This is a genomic window from Halomonas sp. (assembly GCF_041689495.1).
Lineage (GTDB): Bacteria > Pseudomonadota > Gammaproteobacteria > Pseudomonadales > Halomonadaceae > Halomonas.
On the sequence record NZ_JBDNGD010000214.1, the window covers coordinates 1 to 18,429 of the forward strand.

An 18,429-nucleotide genomic window follows, 5' to 3' on the forward strand; every position below is an offset into this window, starting at 1 on the left:
AAGGCCGCGCAGCTGCGGCCATGAATGCTGATCACCGTTTCATGACCGGAGGCAATCGATCGAATCATGGCAAGACTCGACACCTTCAGTATTGGTGAGCCCCTGGGAGACCCCTCACCCCATTCCTATTCTGCCGCTGAGGTGTCGGTGATGGCCACTGCCGCCGACGAGGCCCTGTCATGTCAGCGGGAATTGAATCGAGCCGGACGCAATATCGTCGGTGAGATCCTCGAGGGGCAGGGGGCTTTCGTGCAGCTGGACCATTACCCGAAGGGAGATGTCTACGACGGCGAGTCCGGAAGCCAGGTCTATTACCATGCGCATCGCCGCGAGGAACATGGCCATTTCCACCTGTTTCACCGGCCACCGCAAGACAACCGGCCAGGCGAGGTCAAGACGCCCAGCCATCTGGTGGCGATCTCCATGGACCGGTGGGGAGCCCCGATAGGGCTTTTCACCACGAATCGCTGGGTCACGGGCGAGAGATGGCGTAGTGCCGAGGAGGTAATCGCCCTGGCGACGGGCTTTCGGATCGATCATGACAGGCCATCATGGCTGGTGAATCGCTGGATCACGGCCATGGTGAAGTGTTGCCGACCCCAGATCGACACCTTGCTCAGACACCGTGACCGTGAAATTGCCCGCCTGCTGGCGGATCAGGGTGACGCCATCTACGAGGATCGCCGCATCGAGGTTATAGGTCAGCTGCCTCTGCATCTTCCCCACTGGTGCAAGATCCTTCAGGACGTCTTGACCTCGCCAGGGTAAACGGCGTCGGTTCGATGGATCTGCCAATGAAAACGCGCCGGGATGGCCGGCGCGTTCAAGGCGGATCACCGGGCGTAGATCAGCGGTGCTCGGCCAGCTGATAGCGGGTGTCGAGCCGGGAGTAGTCGAGCAGGATATGGGCGGATTCGTTGATCTGGACCCGATCCAGCGGATCGTCGGCATCCTCCGGTTCCTCGCCTCGAGCATCCAGCCATTCCTCCAGGGGATCCAGCCCCAGTGCCCGGCGACGCTGGTTCTCCAGAGCGAGTTGCTCGGCTTCCTGTTGCTCGACCTCTCGCTGGCGCTGCTCGAGATTGAGGCTGACGCTGGTTTGCCGCTCCCGCATCCGCCGATTCAGTTCGGCCTGGAGTTCCAGATAACGGAAATTGGGCAGGGTGTCGATGCGTTTCTGGTGGCTATCCTTGAGTGATTCCAGGTAACGCCAGGGCTCGCCATAATGTCGGTACTGTACGGCCCTGACCGTGTCCCACTCGAGGGCGTTGTCGAGGCTGCTTTCGCCGATGAGATCGGGATCCACCAGGCTCGGGAAGATGATGTCCGGTTCGACGCCCCGATGCTGGGTGCTGTCGCCGGAGATACGGTAGAACTTGGCACGGGTCAGCTTCATCTGACCGTGGCTGAGGTCGTTGAGGGTCTGGACGGTACCCTTGCCGAAGGTCGAACTCCCCAGCACAAGGCCGCGGCCATAGTCCTGGATGGCACCGGCGAAGATCTCCGAGGCCGAGGCCGAGAGCCGATTGACCAGGACGCCCAGGGGGCCGTCGTACTCGGTGCCGGTCTCTGTATCGCCGTAGAGGCTGATACGCCCGCGGGCGTCACGAACCTGGACGGTCGGGCCGCGATCGATGAACAGGCCGATCAGGGAGTTCGCCTCCTGCAGGGCGCCGCCGCCGTTGTTGCGCAGATCGAGCACGATGCCTTCAATGCCTTCTTCCTCGAGTCGCTCGATTTCCCGGGCGACATCGCGGGTCGTGCTGCGGAAGTCCTCTTCGCCGGCCTGCCAGGCGTCGAAATCCACATAGAAGGTGGGAATCTCGATGACCCCGATACGGTGGGTGCCATCGTCACGCTCGATCTCGATGACCTCGCCCTGGGCGGCCTGATCTTCGAGATTCACGGTGTCCCGGGTGATCTCGACGACCTGGGAGCGCGTCATGTCCACGGCCTGGGCGGGGACGACATCAAGGCGCACCACAGAGCCCTTGGGGCCGCGGATCAGGTCCACCACGTTGTCCAGGCGCATGCCTACGACATTGACCATCTCACCTTCATCCTCCTGGCCGACGGCGATGATACGATCGGCCGGCTCGAGCACGCCCGCACGCTCGGCGGGGCCACCGGGCACCAGGCTGGTGATCTTGACATACTCACCATCGGACTGCAGCAGGGCACCGATACCCTCCAGGGAAAGGCGCATCTGGATATCAAAGGATTCACCCTGCCGGGGGGACAGGTATTCGCTGTGCGGGTCGATAGTACCGGTCACGGCCGCCATGAAGAGTCCGAAGACATCTTCCTCCTCCGTCTGCCTAACTCGTGACAACTGCCCCTCATAGCGCTGGCGAAGATTGGTGATGACCTGCTCCTCGTCCTGGCCGCCGAGGACCTGCGAAAGTGCCGCATTATCGAGTCGCTTGCGCCAGAGTTCATCGAGTTCCGATTCGTTGGTCGCCCAGGGCACGTCCTCGCGGTCCAGTTCGAGGCGCTCTTCGCCGGTGAAGTCGAAATCCATGTCCTGGTCGAGCTTGGCCAGCAGCCATTCCAGGCGCGATTCGGTGCGTTCGTGATAGCGCTGGTAAAGCCCGTACACCCGGTCCAGTTGACCATCGAGGATGGCGTCATCCAGGGTGGTTTCCAGATCCTGGAAGGCATCGATATCACGGCGCATCAGGTAGGCGCGCTGGCCGTCCAGGACATCCAGGTATCGCGTGAACACCCTGGCGGACCAGTCATCATCGATGTCGACGTCGGTGTAGTGGCCGTAGCGCAGAGACTCGGCTATTTCCACGGCCGCCTGCCGTTGGGTATCGGTGGGCTGGAATTGTCCGAGGGTAGGGGTGGCCACAACCAGCAACGCGACCAGGACAAGGTATCGTCCCAGGCTAACAAACAGGCTCATCAAGGAAGCACTCCCGGTTTCATGTAAACTTTCTTTCTAGACAAGCGCGCGGCCGTCGAGTTGCGTTGTTCAATGGCCGATTGTAACAGCTTGGCCGCGATTGCATGACCCCAGACCCATGACATTATCCGAGGAAACCATGACCCAGGATGACAGGCTCGAGCGGCTGCTCGACTTCCTGCGCCGTTCTCCCACGCCCTGGCATGCCGTTGCCCGCATGGCGGAACGACTCGATGCCGCCGGCTTCCGTCGTCTCGATGAGCGGGAGACCTGGCGACTCATGCCGGGAGAACGGGTTTACGTGACCCGCAACGACTCGTCGATCATTGCCTTGCAACTGCCCGTGGACCCGCTATCTGCGCTGCGCCTCATCGGTGCCCATACCGACAGCCCAGGTCTTCGCCTCAAGCCGAATGCCGCCCAGGTATCCGGGGGTTGGCTGCAACTGGGCGTGGAGGTCTATGGCGGCGCCCTGCTGGCTCCCTGGTTCGATCGCGATCTGGGCATCGCCGGCCGCGTGCACGTTCGTCATGCCGACGGTCGCTTGGAGGGGCTGCTGCTGCATCTGGACGAGGCAGTGGCCATCATTCCGAGTCTGGCGATCCATCTCGACCGCGAGGTGAACGCCGGTAGGCCGATCAATGCCCAGACGCAGATGGCGCCAGTGCTCCTCCAGGGCGGAGATACAGCCGATCTCGAGCCTCTTTTGCAGGCCTGGCTCGCCGAGCAGCATGAAATCGGCAGCGTGGAGATCCTCGACTTCGAACTCGGCCTCCAGGATGTCCAGCCGCCGGCTAGGGTCGGTGTCCAGGGGGAATTGATCAGCGGCCCCCGGCTCGACAACCTGCTGTCCTGCTTCATGGGTCTGGAGGCGCTGCTGGATAGCGATGGTCGACAGGCAGCGGTCCTGGTGGCCAACGACCATGAGGAGGTCGGCAGCGCGAGTGCCTGCGGTGCGCAAGGGCCTTTCCTCGGCGATGTCCTCCGGCGCGTCAACGCCCAGGTTGGCGAACCGGGTGATGAAGGCTTCATCCGTCTGATTCAGTCATCGCGGCTGATTTCCTGCGATAACGCCCATGCCCTGCATCCGAACTTTCCCGACAAGCATGATGCCGCCCACGGCCCGCTGATCAATGGTGGTCCGGTGATCAAGGTCAATGCCAGCCAGCGCTATGCCACCAACAGCGGAACTGCCGCCTTGTTCCGGGACCTTTGTCGCGCGGCCGAGGTGCCGGTGCAGGCCTTTGTGACGCGCGCCGATATGGGCTGCGGCAGTACCATCGGCCCCATCACCGCCACCGAGCTGGGGGTGCCGACGCTGGATGTCGGCGTGCCCCAGTGGGCCATGCACTCGATCCGCGAGACCGCGGGCAGCCACGACGTCGCCTACCTGACCCGCGTGCTGACCGCCTTCTGCAACCGAGAGATGCTGGACTGAGCGATGTTCGAGAGGCTCCCGGACCCGCCTCGCGTAGCGAGGATGCTGGGTAACATACAAAAAACCCGCCGCCAGAAGCGCCGGGGTTCTTGATGTCTGGTGGCTACGCCCTGATTCGAACAGGGGACCCCATCATTATGAGTGATGTGCTCTAACCAGCTGAGCTACGTAGCCAGGCAACGGGGGCGAAGTCTACGGTCTTGCAGGTGAACGGTCAAGCGGCTTGTCGGGTCCCTTGCCATGGATGCATCGGTTTCTAGACATTGAAACGGAAGTGGATCACGTCGCCGTCATGGACGATGTAGTCCTTGCCCTCCAGGCGCCACTTGCCGGCATCCTTGGCGCCCTGTTCGCCGCCCAGGGTGACGAAGTCATCATAGGCGATGACTTCGGCCCGAATGAAGCCCTTCTGGAAGTCGGTATGGATCACGCCGGCGGCCTCGGGCGCGGTGGCACCCACCCGAACCGTCCATGCACGGACCTCCTTGACCCCGGCGGTGAAAGACGTCTGCAGGTCGAGCAGCGCATAACCTGCCCGGATCACTCGATCCAAACCCGGTTCCGACATGCCCATTTCATCCAGGAACATGGCGCGTTCCTCATCGTCGAGTTCGGCGATCTCCGACTCGATCTGGTTGCACACCGGCACCACTACGGCGCCTTCCTCCGCGGCGATCTCGTTGACGACGTCGAGGTAGGGATTGGCCTCGAAGCCATCCTCGTTGACGTTGGCGATGTACATGGTCGGCTTGAGGGTCAGGAAACCGAACCCCTTGAGCTGGCGTTTCTCGTCCTCTTCCAGCCCGGCGGTCCGCAACGGCAGGCCCTCGGCGAGGTGAGGCTGGATGCGCTCCAGGATCGCTTTGGTGGCGATGGCTTCCTTGTCGCCTCCCTTGGCCACTCGCACCAGGCGCTGGATGGCACGTTCCACGGTATCCAGGTCGGCAAGGGCCAACTCCATGTTGATGATCTCGATATCGGCACGCGGGTCGATCTGATTGGCGACATGGATGACGTTGTCGTTGTCGAAACAGCGGACCACATGGGCGATCGCCTGGGTCTCGCGGATATTGGCCAGGAACTTGTTGCCCAGCCCCTCACCCTTCGAGGCGCCTGCCACCAGGCCGGCAATGTCGACGAACTCCATGGTGGTGGGAATCACCTTCTGGGGCCCCACGATCTCGGCCAGGGCATCGAGACGGGGGTCGGGCATGGGCACGATGCCCACATTGGGCTCGATGGTACAGAAGGGGAAGTTCTCGGCGTCGATGCCCGACTTGGTCAGCGCGTTGAAGAGCGTGGACTTGCCGACGTTTGGCAGGCCGACGATACCGCAGTTGAAACCCATGGAAGCGTCCTGGAAAGCGTGGTCTAAAGGGGTGATTGGCGGGTATTCTACGTAAGCCAGCGCCTAGCGCCTAGCTTCGCAAGCGCTGGGCGATCTCAGCTCGGCGCTGAAAAACTGTGCAACCGGTTCATGGCCTTTGCCCAGTCACCGCTGAGGGCCTGGGGCAGGGTGACCAGGCATTCCTCGATGGCGGCATCGATGGCGGCATGTTCGGCCTTGCCGGGGCGGCCCAGCACATAATGGACCACTTGACGGGCATCGCCGGGATGGCCGATGCCGACACGCAGCCGGTGGAAGCTGTTGTCGTTACCCAGGGCACTGATGATGTCGCGCAGGCCATTGTGGCCGCCGTGACCGCCACCCTGTTTGTAGCGTGCCTGCCCCGGTGGCAGGTCCAGTTCATCGTGGGCGACCAGTATCTCGTCAGGGGCGATGCGAAAGAACTGGCTGAGCGCCGCCACGGCTCCCCCGCTGCGATTCATGAAGGTAGTGGGCTCAAGCAGGTGCACTTCCTGGCCATGCAGGTGGACCTTGGCGTGCAGGCCCAGGAACTTCTTCTCCGGGCGCAGTTCTCCGCCTGCCGCCCGGGCCACGGCTTCGACCACCCAGGCGCCGGCGTTATGGCGTGTCGCCTCGTAGTTGGCGCCGGGGTTACCCAGTCCGATGATCGCCTTGAGTTGGCTCATGTCGTGCCTCCAAAAAAAATCAAGCGCCGTAGCGCTTGATTGTCGGGACAACCGGCCACGCCAAGGAGCGTGGCCGAGAACAGCGCCGATTACTCGTCGTTGTCCTTTTTCTTCTCGTTGTCCTGGCTTTCCCCCTCGCTCTTCTGTGCCTTGTCGTCACCAGCGTCGTCCTCATCAGCGGCGCCGGTTTCGGTGGCCTCGTCCTCTTCCTCGTCGCTACGGATCTTGGCCTTGGTGATGCTGAGCACGGCGTTATCGTGCCCTTCGCCATGGGCCAGGTCGACCCGCGTCACGCCGGCCGAAACCGTCAGGTCGGAGAGGTGCAGGGTGCTGCCGATCTCGAGTGCCGAGATATCGACTTCCAGGTAGTCCGGCAGGTCCTTGGGCAGACAGCTGATCTCGATCTCGTTGGAGAGCACATGCAGTTCGCCATCCTCTTCATTGATGGCCTTGCACGATTCCTCGCCCACCACGTGAAGTGGCACACGCAGGTTGATCTCATGAGTGGCATCGACACGCAGGAAGTCGGCATGGGTGATCAGCGGCTTGTAGGGGTGACGCTGGAGGTCACGCACCACGACCTGCTGGGACTTGCCTTCGATCTGCAGGGTGATCAGCGAGGAGAAGAAGGACTCTTCCTCGAGAGCCTTGTAGAAGCTGGTCTTCTCGACGGAAATGGGTTCAGGTGCCTTTTCTCCACCATAGACGATGGCGGGTACCTGTTCATTCGCACGACGCAGGCGGCGGCTCGCACCTTTCCCCAGGTCGTGACGAACACTGGCGTTGAGAGTGAAATCTGACATCTTGTTGCCTCTTGCTTGAAGTAGGGGAACCCGATGGCCCGCGACCTGGCCATGGGGTGCCCGAAAGCCCCTGCGGGGCGTCTAGGCCGTCACCGTTGTTCAGTGGAACATGGCGCTGACGGATTCCTCGTTGCTGACCCGGCGGATCGCCTCGGCGATCAACCCGGCCACGCTAAGTTGGCGGATCTTGCCGCTGCGCCGGGCGTGATCGGACAGCGGGATGGTGTCGGTCACCACGACCTCGTCGAGCACGGAGCCAGCGATGTTTTCCACGGCCGGTCCGGAAAGGATCGGATGAGTGGCGTAGGCGACCACGCGTCGGGCGCCATGCTCCTTGAGCGCCTCGCCGGCCTTGCACAGGGTGCCGGCGGTGTCGATCATGTCGTCGACGACCACGCAGTTGCGCCCCTCGATCTCGCCGATGATGTGCATCACCTGGGCCTGGTTGGCGGAGGGGCGGCGCTTGTCGATGATGGCGAGATCGGCATTGAGCTGCTTGGCGATGGCGCGGGCACGAACCACGCCGCCCACATCGGGGGAGACCACTACCAGGTCCTCATAGTTCTGCCGTTCGATGTCATCCAGCAGGATGGGTGAACCGTAGACGTTGTCCACCGGGACATCGAAGAAGCCCTGGATCTGGTCGGCATGCAGGTCCATGGTCATGACCCGGTCGACGCCTGACCGGACCATCATGTCAGCGACGATCTTGGCCGAGATCGGGACCCTGGCGGAGCGTACCCGACGATCCTGCCGGGCATAGCCGAAATACGGCATGACGGCGGTGATCCGCGTGGCGGAGGCCCGACGCAGGGCGTCCACCATCAGGATCAGTTCCATCAGGTTGTCATTGGTCGGTGCACAGGTGGATTGCAGAACGAAGACGTCCTTGCCGCGCACATTCTCGTTGATCTCGACCGCTATTTCTCCGTCGCTGAACTGTCCCACCGTGGCGTTGCCCAGTCGATTGTCCAGGCTCTCGACGACCTTCCGGGCGAGTTCCGAGTTGGCGTTCCCGGTGAAAACCATCAATTTAGACACGCGCAGCCACCTATGCAGTATTGGGGATCTAGGGTTTATCCGGACCAGGGGCATCATCACGGCGATGTGCCGGATCTCATGTGCGCGAAATCAGCATCACAGCCTCCCTGGCGGGACGGCGTATTATCTACCCAGAACCGTGTGAAGAGGGGAGCGGTTCAGACCCCTTGCCTTGAAGGCCTGCCAATGGGCCGGTAATCCGTCCATCAGCAGGTCGACCTGGTGTTCATCGTCGGTCCAGGCGAAGACGCAGGCGCCGGTGCCGGTGAGCATGGCGTGTGAGTGCGCGCCGAGCCAGTCGAGTGCCCTGGCGACCTCGGGATAGCCTTCCCGAACGATGCGCTCACAGTCGTTGCGCCATCGTGATGCCCCCCCTTGCAATGCGCGCGCCATGGTAATCGGGGGGCTGTCGCGTGTCAATTCCGGGGAGCCGAACACCCGTGCCGTCGAGACGTGCACACCGGGGTGGATCACCACGAACCAGGGGGTATCTAGCTCGACCGGCGTGAGTCGCTCACCGATGCCCTCGGCCCAGGCGGCATGGCCTCGAACGAACACCGGGACATCGGCACCCAGACGCACGCCGAGTTCGGTGAGCCGTGTCTCCGTCAGGCCCAGGCCCCAGAGTGCGTCGAGGCCCAGCAGGGTGGTGGCAGCATTGGAGCTTCCGCCTCCGAGTCCGCCGCCCAGGGGCAGTCGCTTCTGGAGGTGGATGTCGGCGCCGAGCCGGCAGCCGGTCTCGGCCTGCAGCAGTCGCGCGGCGCGAACCACCAGGTTCTCCTCCACGGGAATGCCCGGAACCTCGGTCGAGAGGCGGATCTCGCCATCGTTTCTGGCCGTGATGTCCAGGGTGTCGCCATGGTCGAGGAACTGGAAGAGTGTCTGCAGCTCATGATAGCCGTCTGAACGGCGTCCGGTGATCAGCAGCAGCCGATTGAGCTTCGCCGGAGCCGGAAGGCTGAGACCGGCTCCTTCAGGCATCGTCGACGACCGGGCGCCAGTCGGTGACCACCAGGGTGACGCGGAAGTCGTCGATTTTCATGATCATGCGCCGGGGAAGCCAGAGGCCCTCGGAGAGGACCCAGTCGCGGTAGTCGATCTGCCAGCCATCCTGTTCCAGGCGCAGCGGAAAGCCCAGGTCGTCGTACTCCAGGGTGTAATCGCTGTCCGCCGAGGGTAGGCCGCGTACCCAATCGGAAAGTGCGCTGACCGGTAACGACCAACCGAGCTGCTGTTCCATCAGGGCCTCGGGGGTTTCTGCCTCGAAACGGCCCTCGGCGGTGGTCAGCGAGAAGCGCCCTTCGCGCCCTTCCAGGGTGCTGCGGCCACCGCCGAAGGGACCGCTGATCAGCAGGCGGTAATAGTAGGGGTGCTGGCTCCAGTCCAGGTTGGCACTGGTGGAGTCATCGGGGGTGCGCAGTCCTGCCTTGCCGGCGAGCACCCAGGTGTCCAGGGCCTCGAGTCGGTCGGACTGCGCTTCCCACTGGCCGTCGGCGCGTTCGCCGTCCGGTACGGGGGCGCGTCCGGCGCAGCCGATCAACAGGGTCAGGATCAGCAGGGCAATCGTCAGTCGCAGGGTTGTCATGGCGTGTCTCATCGGGTCGGTGACAGGGGGTCTGGGTGGCATCAGGGGGCCAGTGCGGGAAGGCGTTCGAGCAGGTCGTCGAGTGCCGTCCGGTCGTCGAAGCGCTCCAGGGCCTCGCGCACCAGGACCCTGGCCTTCTCGCGACGATCCAGAACCCACAGGACCTCTGCCAGGTGGGCGGCGATTTCCTGGTCGGGCATGGCGTCATAGGCCTTCTCCAGCCAGGGGAGTGCGCCCTGGGGATCGCCCTCACGAAAGTGCACCCAGCCCAGGCTGTCCATGATCGCCGGGCTGCCGGGTTCGAGTTCGTTGGCACGCTCGATCATCTCTCGGGCCTCTTCCAGGCGGTCCTCGAGATTCAGCTCCACCAGGGTATAGCCCAGGGCATTCAGTGCCATGGCACTGTCGGGATTGCGCTCGATGATGCGTCCCATGTCGCGCTCCATGCCTTCGAAATCGCCGGCCTGCCAGGCGCGCATGCCACGCAGATAGAGTAGCTGTTCATCATTGGGCGTGCGTTCCAGTTCCCTGTCGAGCAGGTCGTCGGCCTCGGCGGAACGTCCCTGGCCTTCCAGGAGTTCGACCTCCAGGGTGACCAGATCTGCGAAATAGTCTTCGTAGCGCAGCCGTTCGATGCGCAGGAAGGCTCGCGCATCGAGCAGGCGGTCGTCGCTGATCAGCATCTCGGCGGCACTGAGCCGGGCCTGCAGGAAGTGCTCCTCGGGAGGCACCTGGCGATAATAGAGGAGGGCGTTGTCGATCTCGTTCTCCTCCTCGGCGATGGCGCCCAGCAGCAGGAAGGCCAGGGCCGGGGTATCACCCTCTGCGACCACGGGCAGCAGCAGGCGGCGGGCCGGTTCCGGTTCTCCTTCCTCGAGGTAGAGCCGGGCCAGGGCCAGCCGCAGGTCATGATTACCCTCGTGGGCTTCCAGCAGGGCGTCTGTCTGGTTCTCGGCGGCGGTGACATTGCCCAGGCGAAGTTCGCTCTGGGCCAGCATCAGGATGAATCGTGGGTCACCGGGTGCGATGGTCAAGCCGCGGCGTGCGGCTTCCCGAGCAAGGTGATGATTGCCTTCTTCCTGAGCCAGGCGGGCTTTCGTCAACCACAGCGCCGGTAGCTCCGGTGATTGCGTCGTCAAGCGATCGAGGCGACGCTCGGCACTCTCGGTTTGCCCTGCGGCAACCTCCAGCAAGGCGGTGGCCAGTTCGGCATCATGACGACGCGAATCGTCCGTGCCACCCAGCTCGGCCAGATGGTCCTGCAGTTGTGCCAGCAGTGGTTCGGGGTCGGCATCCTCGGCCAGGGCCGTCTCGGCAAAGGCGGCCAATTCGCCCTGCCCGCCCAGGGCATGGACCCTGAGCCGTTGGGCGAGAGCGGCCGACCAGTCTCCCTGCTGCATGGCCAGGCTGGCGAGCAGGCGTGCCGGTGCCTCCGCCTGGGGGGCCAGGCGCTGCCAGCGCTCGGCCGTCTCGGCCAGGAGCTGGCGATCGTTGCTCAAACGAGCTGCCAGGGCGGCGCGTTCGATAAGGGCCAGGGAGTCATAGCGGTCGGCCCCTTCCATGAAACGCTGAGTGGCGCGGCGGTAATCACCCCGCTGTCCGGCGAACTCGGCGGTCAACAGGTTGGCAAGCCCCTGGCCGTCCAGGCCTCGTTCGATGGGCGGAGCACCGGCCATGGGGTCCTGGTTCGTTCCCGCATCGGTGCCGTTGGCCGGCAGGACCTGGCAGCCACCCATCAGGATCGCTGACAGCAGGGGGGCCAGGCGGGCGAGGGCAGGGCGAGGGCGGTTGTGCTTTGCGGCGGGCATGCGCTTCTCATCAGGGATACCGAGGCGTCAGCATAACGGCTTGGCCGCCCGGGGCAAAGGCCAAGCCGACACCCTGGTCATGGCACCTCCTCCGGCCGGGCTGTGATAGAATCTGGCGCCTCTGGAGTCGGGCGGCCCGAACCGCCGTATGAACTAGCAAAGACGCCGAACGCATGACGCTGCTTGCCCTTGGAATCAATCATCGGACCGCCAACGTGGAGGTTCGAGAACAGGTTGCCTTCTCGCCCTCCCAGTTGGAGTCGGCGCTGGGTGAGCTGCGTGGCCTGGCTGGCGTGAAGGAGGCGGCCGTGCTGTCGACCTGTAATCGCACGGAACTCTACTGTGTCACCGGTGAACAGGGCGAGGGCGCAATCCTCGATTGGCTGGGGCGCTATCATGGCCTCGACGGCGAAGACCTCAGGCGCTGCGCCTATCACTACCTGGACAACGATGCTGCCCGCCACCTGATGCGAGTGGCGGTGGGGCTCGATTCCATGGTGCTGGGCGAGCCGCAGATACTGGGTCAGCTCAAGGAGGCCTATCAAGCCGCCCGCCAGGCCAAGGGTCTGGGTGGTGAGCTCGAGCGTCTCTTCCAGCGAGCCTTCGCCGTGGCCAAGCAGGTACGCACCGAGACCGGCATCGGTCGCAATCCCGTCTCGGTGGCCTATGCGGCCGTCAGTCTGGCGAGCCGCATCTTCGATGACCTCTCCCGTTCACGGGCGCTGCTGATCGGTGCGGGCGAGACCATCGAACTGGTCGCCCGCCATCTCCATCAGGCCGGGGTGCGCCAGCTGACCGTGGCGAACCGTACCCGGTCGCGCGCCGAGACACTCGCCGGCCCTCTGGGCGGCCGCGCCATCACCCTGGACGAGATTCCCGAGGCCTTGATCGAGGCGGACATCATCATTTCCTCCACCGCGGCACCCTTGCCGATACTCGGCAAGGGCATGGTCGAGCGTGCCCTGAAGAAGCGCCGTCATCGCCCCGTCTTCATGGTCGATATCGCCGTGCCCCGGGACATCGAGCCCGAGGTGGGTGAGCTTGGTGATGTCTTCCTTTATACCGTCGATGACCTCCTGGAGGTCATCGACGAGAATCGCCGCCACCGACAGGTAGCGGCCGACCAGGCCGAGTCGCTGATCGAGCACGGGGTGGGCGCCTGGCAACATGAACGGCGCATCCGCAGTGGCGGTGAGCTGATCAGTGTCGTCAGGGCCCGCGGCCAGGCACAGCGAGAGTTGTCCGAGCAGCAGGCCCTGGCTCGACTGGCCCGTGGCGAGGACCCAGAGGAGGTGGTTCGTCGCCTGGCCCACCAGCTGACCAATCGCCTGCTTCATCGCCCCACCGTGGCCCTGCGCGAGGCCGCCTCCGCCGAACGCCATGACCTGTTGGATGCCGCCACGGAGCTGCTGCTCGATCCTTCTTCCGACAAGACCCGATAGGATTGCCGAATGAAAGTGTCCCTGCGCCAGCGCCTCGATACCTTCGCCGAGCGCTTCGAGGAGCTCGCCGCCCTGTTGGCGGAACCCGATGTCATCCAGGACCAGCCGCGATTTCGCGACTATTCCCGTGAATATGCCGAACTCGAGCCTCTGGTCGAGGCCTGGGGGGCGTACCTGGGCATCGAGAAGGACATCGAGGATGCCCGGCAGTTGACCTCCGACGGTGATGCCGAGATGCGCGAGCTAGCCGAGCAGGAAGTCGCCGAGGGCCGCGAGCACCTCGAGGCCCTTGACGTGCGCCTCAAGCAGTTGCTGGTGCCGAAGGATCCCGACGACAGGCGTAACGTCTTCCTCGAGGTCCGTGCCGGGACCGGCGGTGACGAGGCGGCACTCTTCGCGGGAGATCTCTTCCGCATGTATTTCCGTTACGCCGAACAGCATGGCTGGAAGGTCGAGGTTGTCAGTGCCAGTCACGGAGAGCAGGGCGGATACAAGGAAATCATCTCGCGGATCAAGGGGGAGGGGGTCTATGCCCGGCTCAAGTTCGAATCCGGCGCCCACCGTGTGCAGCGCGTGCCGGCCACCGAGTCCCAGGGTCGCATCCATACCTCCGCCTGTACCGTGGCGGTGATGCCCGAGGCTGATGAGGTGGAGGACATCGACATCAACCCGGGTGACCTGCGGGTGGATACCTTCCGCTCCAGCGGGGCCGGTGGTCAGCATGTCAACACCACCGACTCGGCCATCCGCATCACCCACCTGCCCAGCGGCGTGGTGGTGGAATGCCAGGAGGAGCGCAGCCAGCACAAGAATCGGGCCAAGGCCATGTCACTGCTGGCGGCGCGTCTCAAGCAGACGGCCGTCGAGGGCCAGCGTCGGGATCAGGCGGATACCCGGCGTTCCCTGGTGGGTTCCGGTGATCGCAGTGAACGCATCCGTACCTACAACTTCCCCCAGGGCCGGGTGACCGATCATCGTATCAACCTGACACTCTACAAGCTTGGTGAGGTGATCAGTGGCGAGCAACTCGATGATGTGATCGAGCCCCTGATCAACGAGTACCAGGCCGAGCAGCTCGCCGCCCTTCAGCAGGAAGGGTGATGCGTCTCGATCGCCTGCTCAGCCGGGCCGTCGAACGACTCGAGGCGGCCGGTTCGCCCAGTCCACGACTCGATGCCGAGGTGTTGCTCTGTCATGTCCTCGGCGTCGACCTTGCCTGGCTGTATACCTGGGGCGATCGGGAGTCGCCGGTTCTGGAAAGGGCCCGTTACGAGGCATTGATCGCGGCACGGGCGGTCGGGGAACCGGTCGCCTACCTGACCGGGAGACGGGAATTCTGGGGGCTTGTCCTGTCGACCTCCCCCGACACCCTGATTCCGCGTCCCGATACCGAGACCCTGGTCGAGGTGGCTCTGCACCGTGGCCCTGGTCCCGTCGGGCGCCTGCTCGACCTCGGTACCGGTACCGGCGCCATTGGCCTGGCCTTTGCCAGCGAACGACCGGGCTGGGCGGTGCTGGGTGTCGACATCAGCCCCGCTGCGGTTGCCCTGGCACGCTACAATGCCGAGCGGCTGGGCATCGGCAATGCCGAGCGGCTGGGCATCGGCAATGCCGAGCGGCTGGGCATCGGCAATGCCGATTTCCGCCACAGCGACTGGTTTGCCGCCCTCGCCGGGGAGGACTTCGAGCTGGTCGTCGCCAATCCTCCCTATATCGCCGAGGATGATCCTCACCTCGCGTCGGGTGATCTGCGTTTCGAACCGCGAAGTGCCCTGGTCGCCGCCAATCAGGGCCTCGCCGATCTATGTCGGCTGGTGCAGGGCGCCAGGAATCATCTGGTCCCGGGAGGCTGGTTATTGCTGGAACATGGCCATACCCAGGCGGCCCGGGTGCGTGACATCCTCCTCGATGAAGGTTTCCTGGAGGTGGCAAGCATCGAGGACCTGGGTGGCCATGAACGTGTCAGCCTTGGCCGGCAGCCGGAATGAGTGGCGTTGACCCCGAACACTGGAGGCGTTTGTATCGCTGTGGTACACCTGATCCGGCAAGTCATCGGGGTCGATGGCGTGATCCCGGTAGCGCAACCCGCTTGATCCGCTTCGGCTGGTGCCTTTCGGTCGATCCGATTGCCTCGGTGGCGTGTTCACTCACCTTCAGCGTGTCCCAACGACAATGAAAGCCAAGACTCGATCCCTCGATCGCATCGACCTCAAGATTCTGCGCTGCCTGCAGGAGAATGCACGCCTTTCCTATGTTGAGCTGGCGTCCCGAGTGGGGCTTTCCACCACGCCCTGCCTGGAGCGTGTCAAGCGACTGGAACGTTCCGGCATCATCCGTGGTTACAAGGCGGTACTGGACCCCCTGGCGCTCAAGGCGAACCTTCTGGTGTTCGTGGAAATCAGCCTCGAGACCCAGTCGTCGGAAGTGTTCGACGAGTTTCGTCGAGCGGTGTCGGCCTTGCCGCAGATCCAGGAGTGCCATCTGGTCTCGGGGCAGTTCGACTATATCCTCAAGTGCCGGATTCCGGAGATGGCCGCCTATCGGCAGTTGCTCGGCGATGTCGTCCTGACGCTTCCCGGGGTCAAGGAGTCGAAGAGCTATGTGGTCATGGAAGAGGTCAAGGAGGACTTTTCCTTGCCCATTCCCGATATCGACGAACTGGATGACAACTGACCGCCCATTATAGGCCATGCCCCATGAATGACGATGACCTGCTGCGCTACAGTCGCCAGATCATGCTCGAACAGATCGACATCGCCGGCCAGGAGCGGCTGTTGGCCAGTCGCGTGCTGGTGGTCGGTGCCGGTGGCCTCGGTTCCCCGGTGGCGCTCTATCTGGCCGCCGCCGGGGTGGGGCATCTCAGCCTGGCCGATGCCGACGAAGTGGAGGTCTCCAACCTGCAGCGCCAGATCGCCCACGGCCAGGCGGACCTGGGGCGCAACAAGGCCGAGTCGGCTCGCGAGGCGGTCCTGGCACTCAATCCCGGCTGCCGCCTCGCGACGTTCACCGAGCATCTTGAGGGGGAGCCCATGCTTCGCGCGGTGGCGGCGGCCGACCTGGTGCTCGACTGCACCGACCGTTTCTCCAGCCGCTATGCCATCAATGCCGCCACCCGTACGGCCGGGGTGCCGCTGATCTCGGGGGCGGCGATTCGTTTCTCCGGCCAGCTGGCCGTGTTCGACCCGCGTGATCCCGATAGTCCCTGCTATGCCTGCCTCTACCCGCCGGACGCTAGCGGTGACGAGGCTCTCTCCTGTGCCGAGAACGGGGTGGTGGCCCCCCTGGTGGGGCTGATCGGTGCCTTCCAGGCCCTGGAGGCGATCAAGCTGCTCAGCGGTGCCGGCACGCCACATCGGGGCCTCTCCACCTTCGATGGCCTGACAGGCCAGTGGCGACACTTCCGGTTGCCCCGGGACCCGGCCTGCCCGGTCTGCGGTGTCTGAATGCGGCCCGGCAAGGTGGTGGTCATTTCTTGACGCTTCTACTGCGGATCCTTTTCCGACGCCCTTGTCGCATCCCTATTCATTAGCTTATTTTTCCTGCCTTTCTTGGGTGTCAGTTGTTCGAGAATGACGAGTACCGTCTCGTTCCCAGCCACCCTTATAGGTTCGCCTGTTATTGAAAACTTGACAGTCGATGGCGGGCTGACGGCAAACTGATGGCGTATCTTCATCCTCGCGATGCGATCCACGACAACGAGTACAAGACGCATGACCGCACAGGCTGCACCCATGACCCGATCCACGTCGCTGCAGGGCCCCGCCTCCTGGTACCGCGATTCCGTGGCCGTCGAGCTCGGTGATTGCCCTGTGCTCGAGGGCGAGGTGCGGGCCGATGTCTGTGTCATCGGCGGGGGTGTCACGGGGTGTTCGGCGGCCCTGCATCTGGCCGAACGGGGATATTCGGTGGTGGTGCTCGAGGCCGGTGAGATCGGCCATGGGGCATCGGGCAGAAGCGGTGGGCAGATTTTGCCGGGGCTGGGCACCGATATCGTTACCGTGGAGAAGACCCTGGGCCGAGAGCGGGCCCGCGAGATATGGGAGATGAGTCGCGAGGCGGTACGTCTCACCGCCCAGCGGGTCGAGCGTCACGCCATTCCCTGCGACCTCGCCTGGGGTTATCTGCATGCTGCGGTGAAGCCGCGCCATGTCACTGAGCTCGAACATTTCCGCGACCGCCTGGCCCGCGACTACGACTATGAGGCTCTGACGCTGCTCCGCGGCGATGCCCTGCGCGAGCATGTGGTGACCGATGCCTATCCCGCTGCCCTCCATGACGGCGAGGGTGGCCATCTGCACCCCCTCAATTACACCCTGGGCCTGGCCCGGGCCGCCCTTGAGGCCGGCGCGAGGGTCCATCAGGGCAGCCCGGCGATCGAGATCCGCCGCGGCAAGCCGGCGGTCGTCGTCACGGCCACGGGCCGAGTGACCGCCGATTTCGTGGTGATGGGTACCAACGCCTATCAGAGCGGCCTGGTGCCCGAACTGTCCGGTCGCCTCATGCGGGCGGCCAACTACATCATCGCCACCGAACCGCTGTCCGAGTCGCATGCCGCCCAGGTGCTGCCTCGAAACGATGCCCTGTCGGACGCCAACTTCGTGCTCGACTATTACCGGCTCTCGTCTGACCGCCGCCTGATCTACGGCGGTGAGGTGAGTTATACCGGCCGTGAGCCGCGGGGCTTGCAGGCGCGCATGGATGCCAAGATCGCCCGGCTCTTCCCGGTATTGCGCGGGATAGGGATCGAGTATCGCTGGGGGGGCGATGTGGGTATCACCCTCAATCGGGCACCGGATTTCGGCCGACTCGACGATAACCTCTACTATGCTCAGGGCTATTCCGGCCATGGCATGGCCCTGGCCGGATTGGCGGGCAAGCTGATGGCCGAGGCGGTGTCGGGGCAGAGCGAGCGCTTCGACGTCTTCGCCGCCATGCCCCATCGTCACTTCCCCGGCGGCGAGCGGCTGCGCACACCGCTGCTGGTTCTGGCCACGACCTTCTACAAGCTGCGTGATCGGCTCTGACCCGGGCCATCAAGAATCAAGGGGGCATGCCCATGAATGAAACCACCAGGTCGAGAGCCGTCGATTCGCTGACCGAGCGACCGGAGAGCTCACCAGGCGACCCGGCACGGCAGGCCTCGTCCATCGAGATGCAGGGACTTCATAAACGATTCGGTCGTGACACCGTGGCCCTGAATGGGGTCGACCTGACCATCGAGGCCGGGGAGTTCTTCACCCTGCTGGGCCCCTCCGGTTGTGGCAAGACCACCCTGCTGCGGATTCTCGCGGGGCTCGAGGAGCCCGATGACGGCCATCTCGCCATCGGTGGCAGGGACATCACCGAGGTTCCCCCGCACAAGCGCAGCGT

Annotated in this window: 17 protein-coding genes and 1 tRNA gene; 9 read left to right on the forward strand and 9 right to left on the reverse strand. The window is 64.1% G+C overall.

All coding sequences use genetic code 11. From position 1 onward, the window contains the following. The first annotated feature begins 66 nt into the window (after positions 1 to 66). A complete protein-coding gene (locus tag ACESMD_RS07630) occupies positions 67 to 768 on the forward strand; it encodes a hypothetical protein (RefSeq protein ID WP_372611878.1) in 702 nt (233 codons plus the stop codon). A 79-nt stretch (positions 769 to 847) separates the two neighbouring features. Here the strand turns inward: ACESMD_RS07630 and ACESMD_RS07635 are convergent, their stop codons facing one another. Beyond that, positions 848 to 2,908, reverse strand: a complete 2,061-nt coding sequence (locus ACESMD_RS07635; RefSeq protein ID WP_372611880.1) for a carboxy terminal-processing peptidase — start codon at positions 2,906 to 2,908, stop codon at positions 848 to 850. Between the two features lie 139 nt (positions 2,909 to 3,047). Here ACESMD_RS07635 and ACESMD_RS07640 point away from each other — a divergent pair, with 139 nt between their 5' ends. After that, positions 3,048 to 4,346: a M18 family aminopeptidase gene (locus ACESMD_RS07640; RefSeq protein ID WP_372611910.1), complete on the forward strand. Its 1,299-nt coding sequence runs from the start codon at positions 3,048 to 3,050 to the stop codon at positions 4,344 to 4,346. A gap of 97 nt (positions 4,347 to 4,443) precedes the next feature. Here the strand turns inward: ACESMD_RS07640 and ACESMD_RS07645 are convergent. The 8 genes from ACESMD_RS07645 to ACESMD_RS07680 all read right to left on the reverse strand — a co-directional run bounded on the left by ACESMD_RS07645 (position 4,444) and on the right by ACESMD_RS07680 (position 11,617). Further along, a tRNA-Met gene (locus tag ACESMD_RS07645) sits at positions 4,444 to 4,520 on the reverse strand. An 82-nt stretch (positions 4,521 to 4,602) separates the two neighbouring features. After that, the gene (gene ychF, locus ACESMD_RS07650) at positions 4,603 to 5,694 is read right to left on the reverse strand and encodes a redox-regulated ATPase YchF (protein WP_372611882.1); all 1,092 of its coding nucleotides are present in this window, start codon (positions 5,692 to 5,694) and stop codon (positions 4,603 to 4,605) included. 95 nt (positions 5,695 to 5,789) lie between these two features. Further along, positions 5,790 to 6,380, reverse strand: coding sequence for an aminoacyl-tRNA hydrolase (gene pth, locus ACESMD_RS07655; protein ID WP_372611884.1), 591 nt, complete (start codon positions 6,378 to 6,380; stop codon positions 5,790 to 5,792). Between the two features lie 89 nt (positions 6,381 to 6,469). After that, positions 6,470 to 7,183 (reverse strand): 50S ribosomal protein L25/general stress protein Ctc, encoded by a 714-nt coding sequence (locus ACESMD_RS07660; RefSeq protein ID WP_372611886.1) that lies wholly within the window; start codon positions 7,181 to 7,183, stop codon positions 6,470 to 6,472. Positions 7,184 to 7,282: 99 nt separating this feature from the next. Continuing rightward, positions 7,283 to 8,224 (reverse strand): ribose-phosphate pyrophosphokinase, encoded by a 942-nt coding sequence (locus ACESMD_RS07665; protein ID WP_372611888.1) that lies wholly within the window; start codon positions 8,222 to 8,224, stop codon positions 7,283 to 7,285. Positions 8,225 to 8,347: 123 nt separating this feature from the next. Continuing rightward, positions 8,348 to 9,205 (reverse strand): 4-(cytidine 5'-diphospho)-2-C-methyl-D-erythritol kinase, encoded by an 858-nt coding sequence (gene ispE, locus ACESMD_RS07670; protein WP_372611890.1) that lies wholly within the window; start codon positions 9,203 to 9,205, stop codon positions 8,348 to 8,350. Next, positions 9,198 to 9,809, reverse strand: a complete 612-nt coding sequence (gene lolB / locus ACESMD_RS07675; RefSeq protein WP_372611892.1) for a lipoprotein insertase outer membrane protein LolB — start codon at positions 9,807 to 9,809, stop codon at positions 9,198 to 9,200. Before lolB ends, ispE begins: the two co-directional genes overlap by 8 nt. A gap of 41 nt (positions 9,810 to 9,850) precedes the next feature. Next, a complete protein-coding gene (locus tag ACESMD_RS07680) occupies positions 9,851 to 11,617 on the reverse strand; it encodes a tetratricopeptide repeat protein (protein ID WP_372611894.1) in 1,767 nt (588 codons plus the stop codon). Between the two features lie 173 nt (positions 11,618 to 11,790). On the opposite strand from ACESMD_RS07680, the gene hemA reads away from it, so the two are divergent. From hemA to ACESMD_RS07715, 7 genes are all read left to right on the forward strand, one after another. Further along, complete coding sequence (gene hemA, locus ACESMD_RS07685; protein WP_372611896.1) at positions 11,791 to 13,059, forward strand: glutamyl-tRNA reductase; 1,269 nt, start codon at positions 11,791 to 11,793, stop codon at positions 13,057 to 13,059. Between the two features lie 9 nt (positions 13,060 to 13,068). Continuing rightward, a complete protein-coding gene (gene prfA / locus ACESMD_RS07690) occupies positions 13,069 to 14,160 on the forward strand; it encodes a peptide chain release factor 1 (protein ID WP_372611898.1) in 1,092 nt (363 codons plus the stop codon). Beyond that, positions 14,160 to 15,047: a peptide chain release factor N(5)-glutamine methyltransferase gene (prmC, locus tag ACESMD_RS07695; RefSeq protein ID WP_372611900.1), complete on the forward strand. Its 888-nt coding sequence runs from the start codon at positions 14,160 to 14,162 to the stop codon at positions 15,045 to 15,047. The genes prfA and prmC overlap by 1 nt, the downstream gene beginning before the upstream one ends. 184 nt (positions 15,048 to 15,231) lie before the next feature. Beyond that, positions 15,232 to 15,732 (forward strand): Lrp/AsnC ligand binding domain-containing protein, encoded by a 501-nt coding sequence (locus ACESMD_RS07700; protein ID WP_372611902.1) that lies wholly within the window; start codon positions 15,232 to 15,234, stop codon positions 15,730 to 15,732. 23 nt (positions 15,733 to 15,755) lie between these two features. Beyond that, positions 15,756 to 16,502, forward strand: coding sequence for a ThiF family adenylyltransferase (locus tag ACESMD_RS07705; RefSeq protein WP_372611904.1), 747 nt, complete (start codon positions 15,756 to 15,758; stop codon positions 16,500 to 16,502). A gap of 288 nt (positions 16,503 to 16,790) precedes the next feature. Further along, on the forward strand, positions 16,791 to 18,083 hold the full coding sequence (locus tag ACESMD_RS07710) for an NAD(P)/FAD-dependent oxidoreductase (protein WP_372611906.1): 1,293 nt from the start codon (positions 16,791 to 16,793) through the stop codon (positions 18,081 to 18,083). A gap of 32 nt (positions 18,084 to 18,115) precedes the next feature. Further along, positions 18,116 to 18,429 (forward strand): ATP-binding cassette domain-containing protein (locus ACESMD_RS07715; RefSeq protein WP_372611908.1); only part of this gene is annotated, 314 nt, incomplete at its 3' end.